We start from the raw sequence: 18,957 nt of genomic DNA, 5'->3' as shown, positions 1-18,957 counted from the left end.
CTGTTTTTATAAACATCATCTTTTAGCTCACACGAGTTGATTACTCGTCGTCAGTTTTTGGCGCAACTTTCTTCTTAGGGATAAATACTGTATCACCCACTGCCACATTCTTGTGGAAGCTCTTATCGCGCTTAACCGGTTTCTTCGGCGTCTTCTTAGCTTGAGTATTGGTTTTCTTCTTCGCAGGCCCGCCTTTAGCAAAAGCAGGTTTACGCGGCTTAATACCTTTGAACTTACCTTTTAGTCCTTCAAGTACAGAGAAGGTAAGATCTTGTTGAAGGTAAAGCTCAACACGCTTGAAGCTATCCCAATCCTTTGGACCAACCAAAGAGATTGCATCACCTTTGTTACCCGCACGACCAGTACGACCAACGCGGTGCACGTACTCTTCTGTATGCTTAGGCATGTCAAAGTTAATAACATGGCTTACGTTTGGAATATCGATACCACGTGAAGCAACGTCTGTTGTTACCAAGATCTTGTAAACCGCACGCTCGAACTGGCTCATGATTGCATTACGTTGCGTTTGGTTTAGGTTACCGCTCAATGCCACCGCTTTAAGCTTCTTCTCGTTTAACTTCTCGGTTAGGCGATCAGTATCAGCACGAGTTGCCGTGAAGATCATCACCTGACGGTATTCAGCTTCTTCAATAACACGATCCAGAATTGCTTCTTTATGATCTAGATGGTCACATAGGTAAAACTTCTGAGTGATATCAAGGTGCTGTTCGTTAGAAACACCCACTGAGATGCGTTTAGGCGAATCTAGCATTTCATTTGCAATGTCGTTCACTTCCGCGTGATCAAGTGTCGCAGAGAACATCAACGTTTGACGGCGACGGTGTTTAGCTGCGTTCGCGATACGACGCAATTCAGGTGCGAAACCTAAATCTAGCATACGGTCAGCTTCATCAAGGATCAGCGTTTCAACACCATCTAAAAACAGTGAGCGGTGCTCAAGGTGATCCGCAAGACGGCCTGGAGTCGCAACAATAAAACGAGGGTACTTACGCAGGGCTTTAACTTGGTCGTTAAAGTTTTCGCCACCCAAGATAAGTGTGGCTTCGTAAGACAGACCACCAAGCATGCTACGCAGCTCGCCGTAAACTTGTTTTGCTAGCTCACGAGTAGGAGCCAAAATTACACCACGAGGATCTTTAGCAGAAAACGCTTTTGTTTTTAATGCTTTATGTATCATCGGCAACACAAACGCCAATGTTTTACCTGATCCCGTTTTTGATGAAGCCAATAGATCCTTACCAGCAATAGCAACAGGGATCGCTTTTGATTGGATCTCTGTCGCCTTCTTGAAGTCGTAATGTTTTAAGTTCTTCAGTAAGCGGTTATCTAAGCCTAAATCTTTAAAGTGCAAAGGACTCTCCAGTCATGATGGTATTGAATAAAATTAATTTAACGTGACATGATACCGCGAAAGTACTTTATAAGGATAGAGATCACAGAAAATTTATCCCTTTATCTCTCGTTTGCTAGCACATTGTATGCATTGTTCGTAAAGAAATAACTCTCCAAAACACATCAAAACCGGCTCTCACCCCTCCATCTCATAAACGAGACATAACGTGACGCTCAGCTAATTACCTCAAAAATTTAGTAATTTCTCTAGTTATTGTTTTTGCAGTTAAAAAATTAGTCGCTACAATCATTAATGAAGCGACTATATGATAAAGAATGTATAGCGCATCTTTTGATGATAAATAAGCAAGGAGTTCTTATGAATAAGACGTTAATCGCAGCTGCAGCCTCAGTTTTCATTTTAGCTGGTTGTTCTTCTGAGCCAGAAGAAGCTGCAATGTCACAAATGGATCAATTGACTAACCAAGTTGCTGAGCTAACCAGTGAAGTTGAAGCACTTAAAGGCGATAAAGCGGCAGCTGAAATGAAAGCTCAAGAAGCAGCTGCAGCCGCTATGGCAGCAAAAGAAGAAGCGGATCGTGCTAACGACCGTATCGACAACATCGCAGAGTCTTACACTAAATAGTTTGAGAGCTCAGTGCGATTAAGCTGTAGATTAAATCAGTCGCAAAATGCAGTAAATAGACAGCACCACCTCTTAACGGATGTGGTGCTTTTTTTCGGCGTTACTAATTCGAGTAGAAGGTACTAATTCGAGTAAACAAAGATAAACGCCCCTTATTACAGAAGAGGCAATCAAATTAGAACTCAATCACAGGTGGTGCTATCTCAACAGGCACGCCATTTTGAGCAAATATCACCGCTTTCGCTTTTGAATTTGGTAGATCTGCATCTTCAAGCCACCATTTTAATTCAACGGGGATTTGCAATAATTTCTTAGAGCCGTCGCTTCGCGTCAATGGTTCGTGAGCTTCAACAAACACGCTTCTATCTGGCTCTAAAGACACTTTGATAGGCTCATCGATTATTGTGACTTGCTCACCACGACTAACCTGTTCAAAAAGCCACTCAATATCTTTAGGTTCCATACGGATACAGCCGGAGCTGACTCGCAAGCCTATCCCAAAGTCTTTATTGGTGCCGTGTATCAGATAATCACCTGCACCATAAGCAAGTCGTAATGCATACTCGCCCAGAGGGTTTTCCGGCCCAGCAGGAACCACTTTTGGTAGCTCAATCCCTTTCTCTAGATACTCTTTACGAATTGAGTTTGGAGGCGTCCAAGTCGGATTGGGTCTTTTTTGGCTTATCTTAGTGATCATCTCTGGGGTATCTCGCCCCACTCGACCGATGCCAACAGGAAATACGTGCACCTGATTTTTCTCAGGTTCAAAGAAGTACAACCTTAACTCGGCAAGGTTAATCACAATGCCTTTTCTCGGCGTATCCGGCAGAATCAGACGACTAGGAATACTTAACACATAACCTTCAGCAGGAAGAAAAGGATCAACGCCTTTGTTTGCCGCCATTAAAGAGAGAAAACCAATATCGTATTGCTTAGCAATGATGGCCAACGTTTCGCCCGCTGCCACTTCATGCTGCTGTATTCTTCCGACAATACGACTTTCAGTTGGCGGCAACTCAAAAGTTGCAGCAGACACACACGACGAAGCCATCGCTGCCACAAACAAGGTGACCCTCACTAGAGGTAAAGCTACCTTACGTATCTGTGTTCTCATTGAGTGCAAAGGCGTCGAGTTAGCGCAATACGACATACAATTCCTTGGTTTGTCTTTTTATCAAAGTTTAGATTATCGCTGATCAAACGTCGCGACAACGTATTGTTGCTCCAAGCTGATATGCAACAGGCCTTTATTTGTCGTTTTTCGTCTGGACATAGCGTAATTTAACCACACAAAATCGATTGCCTCTAAACTTTCAACATATTTGGTTATCTATATGAATAATACTTTAAAGGTAGAGCAAATTTGTGACAAACATCTCACGGAGCCTCGTTTTAACTCGCTAATATTGCCTCAACAAAACGAATTCAATTCAACAGAATCGGTAATTAATAAAACCCTGTTCCTATAATTACCGTTAAAACTTTGGAGAACGACCATGGCTACACCTCATATTAATGCTCAAGCTGGTGATTTCTCAGAAACTGTACTTATGCCAGGCGACCCGCTTCGCGCAAAATACATTGCAGAAACATTCCTTGATGACGTGAAGCAAGTTTGTGACGTTCGCAACATGTTTGGTTACACAGGCACTTACAAAGGTAAGAAAGTTTCTGTAATGGGCCACGGTATGGGTATTCCATCGTGCTGCATCTATGTACATGAGCTAATTGCTGAGTACGGCGTAAAGAACGTTATTCGCGTAGGTAGCTGTGGTGCGGTACGTGATGACGTTAAACTAATGGACGTTGTTATCGGTATGGGTGCATCGACTGACTCAAAAGTAAACCGCATTCGTTTCAACAACCATGACTTCGCGGCAATCGCTGATTTCGGTCTTCTAGAAGAAGCCGTAAACCAAGCACGTGCACAAGAAGTTCCAGTTAAAGTTGGTAACGTATTCTCTGCAGACCTTTTCTACACTCCAGAAGCTGACCTTTTCGAAAAAATGGAAAAGCTAGGCATCCTTGGTGTTGATATGGAAGCAGCTGGTATCTACGGTGTTGCTGCGGATCTTGGTGCTAAAGCTCTAACTATCCTAACAGTATCTGACCACATCATCCGTGGTGAGAAACTAAGCTCTGAAGATCGTCAAAAATCTTTCAACGACATGATGAAAGTTGCTCTAGAGACTGCAATCAACATCTAACGAATTGATAAGATACATTGAAAAGCGTTACCCCGCAGCCAAGCTCACTTGGCTGCTCAAATAATCCCGAGGGGGAGATCGTGTCTAACGACAAGCTGCCAAAAGATGCGGATGGTTTGCAACTCAACTTTTGTAAAACATTGGCGTGTGACAACTTTGGCTTGAGCGATGCAAAACGGTATGTTTTGCAACACGCAAACCCTAAGCGTCCAGCGATGGTTTGTCGTGAATGTGGAGCTTTCCCCCCCTTACTTAACAATCGTGAAGTGTTAAGCGAACTTCATCGCCTAAGACAACTTCACAGCGACGGGCTCCCTGCTTGTCGTAATGATGATTGCGATAACTTTGGCTTATCGGTTCATACCCACAAACATCTTTATCATGCCTTCGGCTACAGTGGCGATAGGCAGCGTTACAGATGCAAAGACTGCCAATCAACCTTCGTTGATAAGTGGTCAGGATCCAACAAAAAACTTCAGTTTCAAGAGAACCTCATGGGCTTATTGTTCATGGGATATTCAGTACGTGAAATTTGTAGAAAGTTAGAGATCAATCCAAAGACTTTCTATGATCATGTTGACCATATCGCCAGTCGCTGTCGTCGCAAGTTAGCGATGATCGATGCTCGTTGGGTCAACCATGCTAAAGATTACGAATTCGCTTCTCACTACCAACGCCTGCAACCGAAAAGCAACAATGGTGTGGTATGGATAGCGACTGGCGAGGCACACTCTGGCTACATCCTTTGCCAACACGTCAATTACTCTCAAAATGAAGAACCATCTGGAAGTGCTGATCACAACCCTTATGATGACGTTGCACGCTTTGTGTCTAAAGAGCACTCTTCAGAAGCGAATCTCGAACTTCCTCAGCCGTCTGACAAACTGAAAGAGCGCATTGAGCAGCAATACCAAGTGATTCTTGCGAGAGGTAATGTCGAGGATCCAATGGGGAACCTCACGACATTCAGTTACCCTTCGAAGGGCGCGCTAATTCGACCGCCTTATACTTCCTATGCTCACTTCCTACACGTGCTTGATATGTGTGATGAGAATAAGCATGTCACGATCTATATGCCACAAGACCCATTACTAAGATCTGCCGCTCTAAGCGTTTGCTTGCCGCGTATTCAGAGTCAAAATGTTGACCTTATGTATGTAGAGGAAGACTCAGGTTGGCAAGATGACCAAAATTTTGAAAAGATCGACATCGTTCATATGAGTTGGTGGCGCGATCGTTGGGCTATCGCGAGTCAAGGTGACAGTCAAAAAGGTATCTGCTACCTAACCGGTAACAATCCAGAACCAAAACAGTGGTTTAATACAGCTTCAATTCAGCAAACAAAGTTCTATCAACAACGTTTTCAGTTGTTATTTGATAGCTTCATCAATGAGCCAAGACGTAAACTTCGTCCTGGGGGCATTCTTCCATTACTCGACATATTTAGATCTTGGCACAATCTGTGCTACCAAGATAAGCAAGGGTTGACGGCAGCACAACGCTTAGGTGTGACAGAGCAGCCATTAACTCTTAAGCAATTGCTTTCATAGAGATTTACCATCTAGACAAGCGCTCTAGAACTCATTGATTTCAAAGCAAAAGCATGAGATAACACCCAGAATTGGAAAAGATACGTGTCCCCTTTATGCTCAGCGAGAGATAATTGATGCTTATCATCAATCACACTCCTATAATGATTGTGTTATCAATATGTTCGATAATTATGGATCTAAGCCTTGGACAAAAATCAGTACCTTCTTGAAACCGAACTAGAACAACTCAAAACTCGCGTTGATTCTGAGCCATTGGTGATCCTAGAGATTGCACAACAATGCCTAGTCAGATCAGAGCAAGTTCTGTTTGAAGAGGGCGCTATCCAGTCATTCATGTTAATGGCGAGATGTTGTTGGAACCTTATGGATTACCAGAAAGGTTTAAAATACATCAAGGAAGCCTACAAACGCCAAAGCCGATTAGATACCGATCATTTTCTCCCTGAAATTCTCCACTTACACGCTCTCCAATTCTGGGGACAAGCCAAGTATTACTCCGCCCAACAGTTCTGGATCAATGCATTAGAACAATCTGCACTGGTTGATGAAGTGGAGATTCAAATTGAATGCCTCATTGGCCTTGGCAACATTTGGCGAATGACTCACGAATATAAACTTGCACGCTCTACCCACCAGCTCGCTGTAAAAGTAGCGAATAACAGTCGCATTGGTTGGTTAGAAGGCAAAGCAAGAATACTTCTCGCATGGGATTACTACCTGCTCAACAACTATGTTGAAATGCTGTCGGTGCTCGACGGTGCAGAAGAAGCATTAAAAGAATATAAAGATAATACTTGGCACGCTGAAGTATGGGATTTTCGAGGCCTTGCCCTACTTGGCCTTGAACGTTTGGATGATGCAGAACGAGCCACAGCCAAAGCGCACAAGCTAGCAGTAGAGCACAACCTTGTATGGATGAAAGCGCATTCCTACATCAGTCGAGCTAGACTGGAGCTCTTAAGAAAGAGGCCAGAACAAGCCGCCGAGTTGCTAAGGCTGGCAGAAGAGTCAGCAAACGAATTCGATAATGGCGAACTGCTTAGCCAAATTTGTTATCAACAGTCTTTAGTCGCAGAAGAAAATCAAGATTTTGAAGCCGCATTGACCGCTTTTAAGAAGTATCGTCAATATTCTACCGGCATGCTTAAAGAACAAACAAATCGTGTCGGTTTAGACAAAGCGCGCAGTTCAAAACGCCAGCTTGAACAGAGAGCTCGTAAGCTAATTAACCGCATTCGAGGTCAACACGAACACGACCCGGAAAAGCACCTCTCTTATGTCGTTTCCGAAACCTTCTGGTGGGAAAAACTGGTACTATTTAAGACGGAGCTTAAACGCTCTAATCACTGCATCATCATGTTCCATCACATCGATACCGATTACTTAGATGTCTGTACCGAGATAGCACATACCTTGTGTAATCAGAACGACTTCATTGCAAGGCTAAGTTCGGAACGTGTGGCTCTTATGCTTTCCGAAAAAGACGAAGCTGCTGACCAGATCTTCAAAACTCTGACCACCATGCTAGATATCTATCCATGGCACAGAAAAGGATTAAAAGGTTCGAGACCGACCGTCAGCCTCAACGATATTTTGACGTTCCCGTTCACTCTTGAACAACTAGAAGAAGACGATGCTGAGGTAACAGAATGATGGAAACCCTATTAAGCAAGATTACAGATGCAGGTCTAGATCCTTCATCGGTATCGGGTGAAGAGGCGATCATATTCTGGAATCATATTCGCCAACACGTTTCGACGACACAAACAGAACAAGCACACTGTTACATCATCAGCTCTGAGTACCGCGCCGAGTTACAACAAAATCAAACCAGTATTGATGAATTAAAACTGGCACTCGACCTACTCCACCTTCCTACAGATATAGAAGATATTCTTACTGTAAAGACCAGCTTAAGTAATCGCTTGGTTGAAATTGGTGATTACACGTCGGCACTGAATGAATTCGTCAGCTCATCGACAATCGCCGTTGAGCACGGACATATCGATGAATATGTAATGGCTATCTTAGGTATGGGGAACCTGTGTGACGCTTACGGAGACCACAGCAGAGCTCTTCGCTACTACCAAAAAATCAATAGCATAGATCACGCGATAAGCAGTCGATCACTTCGTCTGAAATTCAAGCTTTATATGGTAGCAAGTCTGCTACTGCTCAACCGAATAACGGCGGCCAGCGACTTACTGAACGAATGCGAAGAACTGAGCATTTTAGTGAGTGATAAGCTACTCACAGCTCAGATACTGTTGTATCAAGCAAAAGTGCTCCGTGCTAAGAAAAAGCACCATGAAGCGCTTCGTTGTCTGTCAAAAATTCAATATCCAGCCAACAGTACTCAAGCAAGTTGGCTCGCGACCATGACTCGTCTAGAGTTAGCACATTGCTTGAGTGCGACCGGAAAGCAAGACTATGCAAGTATGATCTTGTCGAGCACCCACAAACGTGTGAAGCCCGGCTCGTCACCTGTGCTTGCGAAGCGCTTCTATGATTCTCTAAGTGATGTGTGTTTGAATCAAGGTCGTTTTGAAGAAGCGCTGAGCTACGAGAAGAAAGGCTACCGAATTGAAACGGATCTGATGAAGCAGATCCCGATCAGCGAACTCGGTGCAAGCCAACTGCGCCGTCTATCTCGGTTTGAATTACAACTTAAACTCATTCTCTCCGAACAAGAGAACAAAGAGCTTAAAGAGACAACAGAGCAACATAAAAATACAGTTGCTCAGCTACAACAAGATGTTTTCACCGATCCACTGACCGGGTTAAACAACCGTCGCTGGTTAGATGTGAAACTGAAAGATCTACTGCTACACGAAACGCCTTTCGCATTAATGGTTATCGATATCGACCACTTTAAGTCAATCAATGATGAACTGAGCCACTTAGTGGGTGATAAAGCGATCGTCAGCGTTTCTCAAGAACTGCGTTCATACTTTAAGTTTAGAGGCGCGTCATGTGTCAGGTTTGGCGGAGAAGAGTTCCTCGTCATCCTTGAGAATACTGACCTTGCGAAAGCAGAAATGCACTCTGAAAATTATCGAGAGCGTATCTTCCAATTTGGGTGGCATGAAATACTCGGCGAGCGCGGTTTAACCGTTAGTATCGGTATCACTTTGCATCGCGATAGAGAAAATACTCAGCGTACCTTCTATCGTGCAGACAAAGCCCTATACCGAGCTAAAGCCAACGGCCGTAATCAAGTGTGTACAGAGTAGTAACACGTCTGTCTGTGGGTCTTTAGTTCTGTAGGTCTGTAGCTCTGTAGCTCTGTAGCTCTGTAGCTAAGCCCGCCTCTTATTGATAAAAGAACAAAGAAATTCCACCTAATGCGGCAAGTGTCCCGATGATACTTTGCTTTGACACCTTCTCTCCTCTAATCGCATAAATCACCAAAATAAAGACCGGGCTGGTCGCTATTAATGTTTGAGCAATCGCAGGGTTAGCATTTTTCAACGCCACTTGCTGAAGCCATAGAGCGAGAAACGTCCCGACAAAGATTGCCCCTAATAACCAAAGTTTATCGAGCTTGGTCATTGCCCATAAATCTCTTTTTATCGACGAGTACGGCTTCTTTTCAACGAAAGGGATAATCAGCATTACGGCAAACACGCCAATCGTCAGGCGAATCAAAGCACCTAACAATGGTGGAATGTCACCCGCCACCAATGCGTAGTGGGAAATCACCACACCCGACGCCTGACAAACACTTGCCATAAGCCCATATCCAATGCCACCCCACTGTGCTTTGTCATTAGAAATATCATTACCGTTCGCTGATTTCGACGGCTGAAAGACCACAAAGGTCACCGCTAAGGTTGTTATCACAACACCGAGCCAACTTTGCAAAGTGAGTGCCGCGCCAAGAAACATTAATGCCAAAACACCAGAAAGAGGTGGAGCCAGAGATTCCAGCAACAAGGTCTTATTGGCACCAATTCTTTTTAATGCCGCAAAATAAGCACTGTCACCAACTGCGATACCAATGACTCCCGAGATCGCCAAGATCCCAAAATGGTTAGCACTCAGTTCGAATTCAGGCATTGGTATTAACGGCATGACCAACAGCATCATGCCAGAGGCTACAACCCCCTTAACAATGTTCAACTGCATCGCAGAGAAGCGATGCCCAAACTGCCCATAAATCCATGTCGCACACGCCCACACCATCGCAGCGCCAATGGCCGCTAATTCACCTATATACATCCGCATTTATCCTTTATTTTTTGTTGTTATGATTATGGCTATGCGCATCGTTTGAATCAGAACTGTCATCTTGTCAGCAAGAAATACGAAACAACCTATTCAAGTTCAATTGGATTTTATAAGATCCATCAGTGATTTTATTCTCATTATTAGCAGCAACATATTATTTTCAGATTGGTAAATCATTTTTATAACAATTACTTGGATGATAGCGTAGTATATTTGTAACTAACATCTAACATTACAAGGATCTGTTATGTTTTTAGACTACTTTGCACTCGGTCTACTGATTTTCGTAGCATTAGTTATCTTTTACGGCATCATCGTTATTCACGATATTCCCTATGAAATTGCGAAAGAACGCAATCACCCTCATCAAGATGCTATTCATGTCTCAGGCTGGGTTAGCCTATTCACTTTACACACTATTTGGCCATTCCTTTGGATTTGGGCTACGTTGTGGCGCAAAGATCGTGGCTGGGGCTTCGCTAAGCTTGAAGAAGAACAACATGATATTCATCACCGAGTCGACACTCTCATCGACCAAGTGAGTGCACTTCAGAGCGAAATCGCACAGCTAAAGCAAGCGGGCACTGAGCAAAACAGCACAGAGAAACAGACAAACAACGTTCAAGATCAGGAGGCTAAGTAATGGATTTACTGCTGATAATGACCTACGCGGCGCTTTGTATTACGATTTTCAAAGTATTCAAAATCCCACTAAACAAATGGACCGTCCCAACAGCCGTACTGGGTGGTGTTGTCCTCATCGGTACTTTGATTCTATTAATGAACTACAACCACCCTTTCACACAAATCGGTAATCAAGTTTACTCAACGACACCGATTGTTTCAGGGGTTCGAGGCAAAGTCATCGAGGTTCCGGTTGAAGCAAATAAGCCTCTCAAGCAAGGGGATATCCTTTTCAAAATAGACCCGATTCCTTTTGAAGCTGAAGTTGCTAAGCTGCAAGCCAAAGTAAAAGAAGCGAGTCAAGGTGCCTTAGGTCTAGAGTCGCAAGTTGGAGAAGCCGAAGCAGCCAAAATAAAAGCCATTGCAGAAAGAGATAAAGCACAACGTGAATTCTCTCGATACAAGCGAGGCTTCGAAAGTGGCGCATTTACAGAGCAACAGCTCGATACTCGTCGACAGGCATACAAAGCCACAGAAGCAGCAGTGAAAGTAGCCGAAGCAAACCAACAACAAGCTCAGATCGCACTTAACTCTGAGATTGGCGGTGAGAATACAGCGGTTGCAGGCTTACTTGCTGATTTACGTAAAGCTGAATTCAATCTTGACCAAACGGTAGTAAGAGCACCAACCGATGGCTACGTAACTCAACTCGCTCTTCGTCCTGGTGTAATGGCTGTACCACTACCATTAGCGCCGGTGATGACCTTTGTTCACACTGAGGCGCAATTCTATACCGCAGCCTTTAGACAAAACTCACTACAACGACTGCAACCTGGCTACGAAGCTGAGTTTCTATTTAGAGCACTACCAGGAAAAGTGTTTAAAGGACGCATTGATGAAGTGATCCCAGCCATTGGTGAAAGTCAATTTCAAGCTCGAGGCACACTTCTAGGTACTGACGCACTGCGCACTAGCGGCCGTGTATTTGTTAAGCTGACCATCACTGATGATCTGTCTGAGTACCATTTGCCTATGGGTACTGCCGTCGAAGTGGCCGTTTATTCTGACAGCTTCACTCACGTATCTATCATGCGTAAAGTGCTTATTCGCATGAAGAGTTGGCAAAATTATTTGTATCTAGACCACTAACCGTATCTAGACCACTAACTAGAGCTAGACCACTAAACGGTCGTAGATATACGACGACCCCGCTTAACACATTGTTAATATGAATCAAAAAGCCAGACTCGTTCTGGCTTTTTTGTTGCTTGATTAACCGTAAAATTGCGCTTTTTACATGATATTAATGCGTCTAGATGGAATTTTAGACATCTAGACACTTACCTTCCCTTATGGAAGGGTTCTACTGTATAATGCGCGCCTTATTTTTTATATTTGCCCAAAAAACGTTCTCATTGAGACGCATATTAATAATGGCGAATATTATGCTTTATTTTCAGTATTCGAGGTTATCTATGAACTTTTCAGCTAAAACAGTCGTCGTTATTGCTATTGGCGCGGCACTGTACGGCATTGGTGGTTTACCTATGTTTGGTGTCCCAGTGTTTGCTAACACGACATTGAAACCAGCAATGGCAGTCCTAGCACTGTTTTCTGTTTTGTTTGGCCCTATTGTTGGCTTCTTGGTTGGCTTTATCGGTCACTGGGTAACGGATTTGTTCGCAGGTTGGGGGGTATGGTTAACTTGGGTATTAGGCTCAGGTATTGTCGGTATGGTTATCGGCTTATTCCCAATGATGACTAAGAATCGCCTTCAACAAGGTGAACTGCCAATGAAAGATTTTGCACTGTTCGTGGTACTTGCCCTTGCGGGTAACGTTGTGGGTTATGGTAGCTCCGCGTTCCTAGACACCATCCTATACGCAGAACCGTTTACTAAAGTCTTCACTCAACTGTCTATCATCGCTGCGGGCAACACTATTCTTATCGCAGTGGTTGGCTTCCTGATCCTAAAATCAGTCGCTAAACGTAACAAACAAAGCCGTAACCTGACCGAGGCATAAACGCTAATGACTATAGCATTTTCGAACTTCTCTTTTAGATATGAGTCGCTGGATAAACCGACGCTAAAAAATATCAATCTAAGGATAGAGAAAGGAGAGAAAATCGTCATTATTGGACCAAGTGGTAGTGGTAAATCTACGCTAGGTCAGTGTCTCAATGGTCTGATACCTCATGCAATTAAAGGTGAGGTATCTGGTTCTTTAGAGATCAACGGCAAGAATGTGTCTGAGTTTTCAATGCACGACTATACCGAGCAAGTCGGCACAGTATTGCAAGATACTGACAGCCAATTTGTGGGGTTAAGTATCGGTGAAGATATCGCGTTCGCATTAGAAAACCAGTTGATGTCGAACATTGATATGTACCCGTTAGTTAAATCGACAGCAAAAATGGTCGACCTAGCGGATATGCTTGAGCGCTCTCCTCATGACCTTTCAGGTGGTCAAAAACAGCGAGTATCGTTAGCGGGTATTTTAGTCGATGATGTCGATATCTTGCTGTTTGATGAGCCTTTAGCAAGCCTTGATCCTAAAACGGGCAAAGCAACGATTGAGATCATCGACCAACTTCATAAAGAAACCAACAAGACTATCGTGATTATCGAGCATCGCCTTGAGGATGTTCTACATCGAGATATCGATCGTGTAATCTTAATGGAGCGCGGTGAAATAGTCGCGGATATGACTCCGGATGACATCTTAGCGTCCAAGTTACTTGAGACGCACGGTATTCGTGAACCTCTCTACTTATCTGCACTTAAAGCAGCGAAAGCCCCTCTGACTAACGAAGATAAACTTTCAAACCTCAAAGCTTTGGATTACAAAAGATTCCGCCCAGCAGTTCAAGCTTGGTTTGCTGAGCGCCCGGCACCGGTAGCAGAGAAACAGTACCAGCCTTTACTCGAAGTTCATGGCTTAACTTATTCTTACGACGGCGAAAAAAATGCACTCGAAGATGTGAGTTTCAAAATTGGTAAGGGTGAGTTTGTCTCGATTTTGGGCAAGAACGGTTCGGGTAAATCCACTATCACCAAACTCATCATGGGTGTGATAGATGCTGATTCAGGTTCTTCCTATCTAAATGGTCAAGACTTATCTGAACTTTCCATCTTTGAAAGAAGCCAGAAAGTCGGTGTGGTGATGCAGAACCCGAATCATATGATCTCACATCATATGATTTTTGATGAGATTGCTTTTGGTCTTCGTAACCGAGGTATTGCAGAACAACTGATCACAGAAAAAGTAGAGAACGTTCTTGAGCTTTGCGGGTTAAGTAAGTTCCGCCACTGGCCCATTGAAGCTCTGAGCTATGGTCAGAAAAAGCGTGTAACGATCGCGTCTATCTTAGTGTTGGAGCCTGAACTCCTCATCTTAGATGAGCCAACAGCAGGCCAAGACTACCGTAACTACACATCGATGCTGGCATTCATCCAAAAGCTTAACCGAGATTTGGGCATTACTGTTGTGATCATCTCACACGACATGCACTTGGTTCTAGAATACACCACACGTTCGATCGTAATCGCAGACAGTAAGTTAATTGCTAATGCAGCCATGACGGAAGTGTTTAGTCAGCCATCGCTTTTAGAACGTGCGAACCTTTGTACTACCAGCATTTATGAACTTGCGACTATAATGAAAATCGACGACACCAACGCTTTTATGCAGTACTTCATCGACGACGAGAGAAGCTCGCTATGAATGCATCAAAAGTAAAATTTGGCATCAATTACATTGATACCAAATCACCGTTACACGCACTGAACGGCATCACTAAATTTGTACTTTTTCTCGCTTGGGTCACTGTGGTTTTAACTACGTTCGACCTGAGATTGATCGCGTTGCTTATTGTGACTGGTTTATTCCTGCTAAAGCTCACCAATGTGCCTGTGCGCGTTTATAAGCCTTTGTTATTGGGAACGGTGAGTGTATTAAGCCTAAATGCTTTGTTCATGTATCTGCTTGCTCCACAGCAAGGTACAGAGCTCATCGGCAGCGAGACTCTATTGCTGACACTGCCGAGTAACTACTCGTTGAGCCAAGAGACTCTGTTTTATTTAATCACTGTCACGCTCAAATACATGAGCATGTTCCCGATAGCGTTAATATTCGTCTTTACCACGCACCCGACCGAGTTTGCCGCAAGCCTCAACCGTATTGGCGTTCCATACAAAATCGCCTACGCGGTCAGCTTAACACTGCGTTATTTACCTGAAGTTAAAAAAGACTTCATCAATATCATGCACGCGCAACAGGCTCGTGGCGTTGAACTATCGAAGAAAGCACCTTTACTCACTCGCATCAAAAACGTTGCTAAGGTTCTAGGTCCGCTCATTTTTTCTAGCTTAGACCGTGCAGACGAGATTTCAAACGCAATGACGTTACGAGGTTTTGGCAGACATAAGTCACGGACTTGGTATAGCTATGCGCCTTTGAAACGTATCGATTATGTTTGGCTAATGGTTATCGCCTTTATCGTTGTGTTAGCGATCGTAAAGCGTGTTTTAGAACCACAATTATTCTGGTATCCATTTTAGGTTTTTCATTGAAAGCATCGCTTAAATAACGTGCTGTATAATGTTCTACTTAACGAAATTCAAGCCGTTTTAGAGTGAAAATCGAAACAAAAAAAGGGAGCCTCAGGGCTAATGCCGATCAGTTAAAGCCAAAGTGATCGGTTGAAGGATCCTTCCGAGCTGTCAAAATCCAAGTGTATTTAATGCACTTGGATTTTTTATGGATGTTTCTCAAGCTCTAAACATAATTAATGATTGGAAACCTAGCAGCGTTGAGACTTTGTCTGACTTGCTTCCAATTGAACTCATCGACGAAGCCTATTCTCTTACTGATACTGTCACGATGAGAAAGAGGAAATTAACTTTAGAATCCATGGTGTGGCTGCTTGTTGGAATGGCTATCTACAACAGTAAATCCATGAAAGATTTAGTGAACCAACTTGATATTGTCGACCGTACAGGTAAAGCTTTTGTCGCACCGAGTGCGTTAACTCAACGTCGAAAGACGTTGGGTGAAGACGCAATTAAAGCGGTCTTTGAGCGAATGACTACGTCATGGTTAAAAAGTGCAAAGTTACCCCAGTGGAATGGATTAACGCTTCTTGGCGTCGATGGCGTTGTTTGGCGAACGCCCGATAACCCGCAAAATGAAAAGGCATTTTCTCGACAAAAAGGGACGCAATATCCGCAAGTGAGAATGGTCTGCCAAATGGAACTAAGCAGTCACATTATTACGGCCAGTGCATTTGATAATTACAATACAAACGAAATGATATTAGCTGAAAAACTGATAGAAACAACACCAAACCATAGCGTGACAATGTTCGATAAGGGGTTCTATTCTTTAGGCTTATTACATAAATGGCAAGACTCTGGCTCGGAGCGTCATTGGCTTATCCCCCTCAAGAAAAATACACAATATGACATTGTTCAATCTTTAGGGCGAAATGACAAACTGGTTCAATTACACAGTAACCCAAGGGCTAGAAAGCTATGGCCTGATTTACCAAAGTCGATAACCGCTCGACTTGTCACTCGTAAAATTAAAGGAAAAGACTACCAAGTATTAACCTCAATGACGGACTCCCTGCGTTACCCATCAAAAGATATTGCAGGCCTTTATGAACATCGTTGGGAAATTGAGCTAGGCTACCGAGAGCAAAAACAATACATGCTTGGAAATCGTCTCACGCTGCGAAGTCGTTTACCAGAACTGGTAAAGCAGGAGTTATGGGGCATCTTGCTTACTTACAATTTAATCCGATACCAGATGGTCGAGCTCTGCTTCAATTTAAAGGGAAATTACCTTCCTTATCAACTGAGTTTTAACGGCACATTAGCTCATGTATCTGCGTTACTTGTAGGCTTACCTTACTCAACACCAGGCGCAATACCTCGTCAGCTAAAAGGGTTCCACAACATGGCTGAAAGCTTAATACTTGAAGGGCGAAGGGAAAGGACATTCCCTAGAACAGTTAAACCCAGACCACAACGGTATGCTAAGAACAAAAATGCCGTTCACTCTTAAGTGAACGGCATTAGAGCCTCAGGGCTCCCTTTGTCGTCTTTGTGATCACTTACTTACTGTGATTGTTATTAGTTTAATTTGTAAAACACCGTTGATAGTGGTGGCAAACGCAGCTCAATCGACGTATCCAAACCTTCGCTTGCTATTGATTCAACCTGAGCAACCTGCTTCACTTCAAAACCGCTGCCTGCGTAATCAGCCGAGTCAGTATTCAGCAATAGCGAGTACTGGCCTTGGGCTGGAACACCTAAGCGGAAACGCTCATGAGGAACGGGCGTAAAGTTAGAAACAACCAATACTCGTTCACCCAACTCACTAATACGTTCATGAGCTAAGATACTTGCTTCAGCAGAATCTTGTAGACGCCATTCAAAACCTTTCGGGTCGAAATCAAGATCGTGCATTGCCGCCTCAGAGCGGTATAGATTGTTCAAATCTTTCGTTAAGCGTTGAACACCTTGATGGCGTTCATATTCCAACAAGAACCACTGCAGTTGATCATCATGATTCCATTCAGCCGTTTGACCGAATTCAGCGCCCATGAAGTTCAGCTTTTTACCCGGTTGTGCATACATGTAACCCATGTAAGCGCGTAGGTTAGCCGTTTGCTGCCACTCATCACCCGGCATCTTGTTGTGGATAGAGCCTTTACCGTAAACCACCTCATCGTGAGACAGAGACAATACGTAGTTTTCGCTGTGAGCATAAACCAACGGGAAGGTAATCGTATCGTGGTGATATTTACGGTTGATTGGATCTTCTTGAATGTAAGACAAGCTATCGTGCATCCAACCCATGTTCCACTTAAAACCGAAGCCTAAACCGCCCATAAAGGTTGGTGCTGAAACACCCGGGAAAGCCGTCGATTCTTCAGCAATTGTCATCGCATTCGGGAAGTGTTTGTACACTTCTTCGTTCATCCACTTAAGGGTCGCGATGGCGTCGTAATTTTCATTGCCGCCGTCTACATTCGGAATCCATTGATCATGGCTACGCGAGTAATCGAGGTACAACATCGAAGCAACAGCATCAACACGAATGCCATCGATATGGAATTGTTCGAACCAGTACAATGCATTTGCTACTAAGAAGCGACGAACATGCTCTTTACCTAAGTCGTAAATGTACGAGTTCCAATCTTGGTGCCAACCACGGCGTGGATCTGGATCATGGAACAAAGGCGTTCCATCAAAGTTAGCTAAGCCGTGATCATCACTTGGAAAGTGTGCAGGAACCCAGTCCAGAACAACACCTAAACCGGCTTGGTGACATTGGTCGACGAAGAATTTGAAATCATCTGGAGAACCAAAACGACTTGTTGGCGCAAACAAGCCTATTGGCTGATAACCCCAAGAGCCGTAAAACGGGTGCTCTGAAACCGGCATCAACTCTACGTGTGTGTAACCGAGATCCGTTAGATATGGGATTAGCTCTGCCGCTAGCTCACGGTAGTTTAGGAATTCACCTTCAGCATTGCGCTTCCAAGAGCCGGCATGCAATTCATAGAATGAAAGGGCTTCTTTGCGCTTTTGCGTCACTGGGCGATTCTGCCATTGAGAATCTTGCCACTGGTAGCGAGCGTGATCGTAAGTCACAGATGAAAATGATGGGTACTGCTCAGAGTAGAAACCCCATGGGTCAGCTTTATGTGGCAAGCCTTCGCCATCAGGCCCTTTTAATTCAAACTTGTATTGTGCGCCTTCTTCCAGATCAGGAATAAATAAGCCCCACATACCATAATCTAGACGCTGCATTGGGTGGCGACGACCATCCCAAGCGTTGAAGTTACCCACCAAGCTAGCCGCTGTTGCATGCGGTGCGTACACCAAGAAACGCGTGCCTGAAATCGTCTGTCCATCACGCTCTAGCGTAATAAACTGAGCTCCCATGTGATGATACATATCTTTAGGTGTATGAAGATCCTCATAACTCGCGTACAGATCATGGTATTGGTATGGATCATCGATGATCTGCTCTACTCCATTCCAATCAACCGCAAGCTTGTAGTGAGTAAAACGTAAGTCTCTTTCTTGCTTAAGAATGAAACCACTTTCACCCTCTCGCGCTAACTTAATACGAGGTTCCTTTCCAACAATCAACTCGACTTTATCTGCCCCAGGAATCCACACTCGTAATGAACCTTGTTCAGAAGGTAAGTATGGCCCTAAAAACGCAAATGGATCTGTGAAGCAAGCCTGTGATAGTTGGGTATATATTTGTTTTTGCTTTGAAATCGAACTTAGTTCCAAAACGCTTCTCCCTAACCAAACATCCAA

General features: G+C 43.8%; 15 protein-coding genes. 11 read left to right on the top strand and 4 right to left on the bottom strand.

Annotation, left to right across the window (positions count from 1 at the left end):
• Nucleotides 1-40 precede the first annotated feature (40 nt).
• A complete protein-coding gene (locus tag AB6D07_RS10495) occupies nt 41-1,372 on the bottom strand; it encodes a DEAD/DEAH box helicase (RefSeq protein WP_009845828.1) in 1,332 nt (443 codons plus the stop codon).
• A gap of 360 nt (nt 1,373-1,732) precedes the next feature.
• On the opposite strand from AB6D07_RS10495, the gene AB6D07_RS10490 reads away from it, so the two are divergent.
• Nucleotides 1,733-1,999 (top strand): Lpp/OprI family alanine-zipper lipoprotein, encoded by a 267-nt coding sequence (locus AB6D07_RS10490; protein ID WP_009845829.1) that lies wholly within the window; start codon nt 1,733-1,735, stop codon nt 1,997-1,999.
• A gap of 175 nt (nt 2,000-2,174) precedes the next feature.
• Here the strand turns inward: AB6D07_RS10490 and AB6D07_RS10485 are convergent, their stop codons facing one another.
• Nucleotides 2,175-3,149: a L,D-transpeptidase family protein gene (locus AB6D07_RS10485; RefSeq protein ID WP_017100924.1), complete on the bottom strand. Its 975-nt coding sequence runs from the start codon at nt 3,147-3,149 to the stop codon at nt 2,175-2,177.
• Nucleotides 3,150-3,495: 346 nt separating this feature from the next.
• Between AB6D07_RS10485 and deoD the strand changes: the two genes are divergently transcribed.
• The 4 genes from deoD to AB6D07_RS10465 all read left to right on the top strand — a co-directional run bounded on the left by deoD (nt 3,496) and on the right by AB6D07_RS10465 (nt 8,992).
• The gene (gene deoD, locus AB6D07_RS10480) at nt 3,496-4,206 is read left to right on the top strand and encodes a purine-nucleoside phosphorylase (protein WP_017100923.1); all 711 of its coding nucleotides are present in this window, start codon (nt 3,496-3,498) and stop codon (nt 4,204-4,206) included.
• An 80-nt stretch (nt 4,207-4,286) separates the two neighbouring features.
• Nucleotides 4,287-5,756 (top strand): lactate dehydrogenase, encoded by a 1,470-nt coding sequence (locus AB6D07_RS10475; protein WP_029223173.1) that lies wholly within the window; start codon nt 4,287-4,289, stop codon nt 5,754-5,756.
• 186 nt (nt 5,757-5,942) lie between these two features.
• Nucleotides 5,943-7,412: a hypothetical protein gene (locus tag AB6D07_RS10470; RefSeq protein ID WP_017104294.1), complete on the top strand. Its 1,470-nt coding sequence runs from the start codon at nt 5,943-5,945 to the stop codon at nt 7,410-7,412.
• A complete protein-coding gene (locus AB6D07_RS10465) occupies nt 7,412-8,992 on the top strand; it encodes a GGDEF domain-containing protein (protein ID WP_029223174.1) in 1,581 nt (526 codons plus the stop codon). Before AB6D07_RS10470 ends, AB6D07_RS10465 begins: the two co-directional genes overlap by 1 nt.
• A gap of 79 nt (nt 8,993-9,071) precedes the next feature.
• On the opposite strand, the gene AB6D07_RS10460 is transcribed toward AB6D07_RS10465, so the two are convergent.
• The gene (locus AB6D07_RS10460; protein ID WP_029223175.1) at nt 9,072-9,980 is read right to left on the bottom strand and encodes a DMT family transporter; all 909 of its coding nucleotides are present in this window, start codon (nt 9,978-9,980) and stop codon (nt 9,072-9,074) included.
• A gap of 256 nt (nt 9,981-10,236) precedes the next feature.
• Here AB6D07_RS10460 and AB6D07_RS10455 point away from each other — a divergent pair, with 256 nt between their 5' ends.
• From AB6D07_RS10455 to AB6D07_RS10430, 6 genes are all read left to right on the top strand, one after another.
• The gene (locus AB6D07_RS10455; protein ID WP_017104296.1) at nt 10,237-10,632 is read left to right on the top strand and encodes a DUF3302 domain-containing protein; all 396 of its coding nucleotides are present in this window, start codon (nt 10,237-10,239) and stop codon (nt 10,630-10,632) included.
• Nucleotides 10,632-11,762, top strand: coding sequence for an HlyD family secretion protein (locus tag AB6D07_RS10450; RefSeq protein WP_009845836.1), 1,131 nt, complete (start codon nt 10,632-10,634; stop codon nt 11,760-11,762). Before AB6D07_RS10455 ends, AB6D07_RS10450 begins: the two co-directional genes overlap by 1 nt.
• A 326-nt stretch (nt 11,763-12,088) precedes the next feature.
• Entirely contained in the window at nt 12,089-12,637 is a 549-nt protein-coding gene (locus AB6D07_RS10445; protein WP_009845837.1) for an ECF-type riboflavin transporter substrate-binding protein, read from the top strand.
• A 6-nt stretch (nt 12,638-12,643) separates the two neighbouring features.
• Nucleotides 12,644-14,338 (top strand): ABC transporter ATP-binding protein, encoded by a 1,695-nt coding sequence (locus AB6D07_RS10440; protein WP_017100919.1) that lies wholly within the window; start codon nt 12,644-12,646, stop codon nt 14,336-14,338.
• The gene (locus AB6D07_RS10435) at nt 14,335-15,174 is read left to right on the top strand and encodes an energy-coupling factor transporter transmembrane protein EcfT (protein ID WP_017100918.1); all 840 of its coding nucleotides are present in this window, start codon (nt 14,335-14,337) and stop codon (nt 15,172-15,174) included. Before AB6D07_RS10440 ends, AB6D07_RS10435 begins: the two co-directional genes overlap by 4 nt.
• Nucleotides 15,175-15,373: 199 nt before the next feature.
• Nucleotides 15,374-16,681: an IS4 family transposase gene (locus AB6D07_RS10430; protein WP_102250515.1), complete on the top strand. Its 1,308-nt coding sequence runs from the start codon at nt 15,374-15,376 to the stop codon at nt 16,679-16,681.
• 68 nt (nt 16,682-16,749) lie between these two features.
• On the opposite strand, the gene glgB is transcribed toward AB6D07_RS10430, so the two are convergent.
• Nucleotides 16,750-18,930: a 1,4-alpha-glucan branching protein GlgB gene (glgB, locus tag AB6D07_RS10425; protein WP_017100917.1), complete on the bottom strand. Its 2,181-nt coding sequence runs from the start codon at nt 18,928-18,930 to the stop codon at nt 16,750-16,752.
• Between the last annotated feature and the right edge of the window lie 27 nt (nt 18,931-18,957).

The organism is Vibrio sp. 10N.239.312.C11, from assembly GCF_041466065.1.
In the GTDB taxonomy this organism is placed as follows: domain Bacteria; phylum Pseudomonadota; class Gammaproteobacteria; order Enterobacterales; family Vibrionaceae; genus Vibrio; species Vibrio tasmaniensis_A.
Note: the sequence above shows the minus strand (reverse complement) of the source record. Positions and strands in the feature narration are given on the sequence as shown.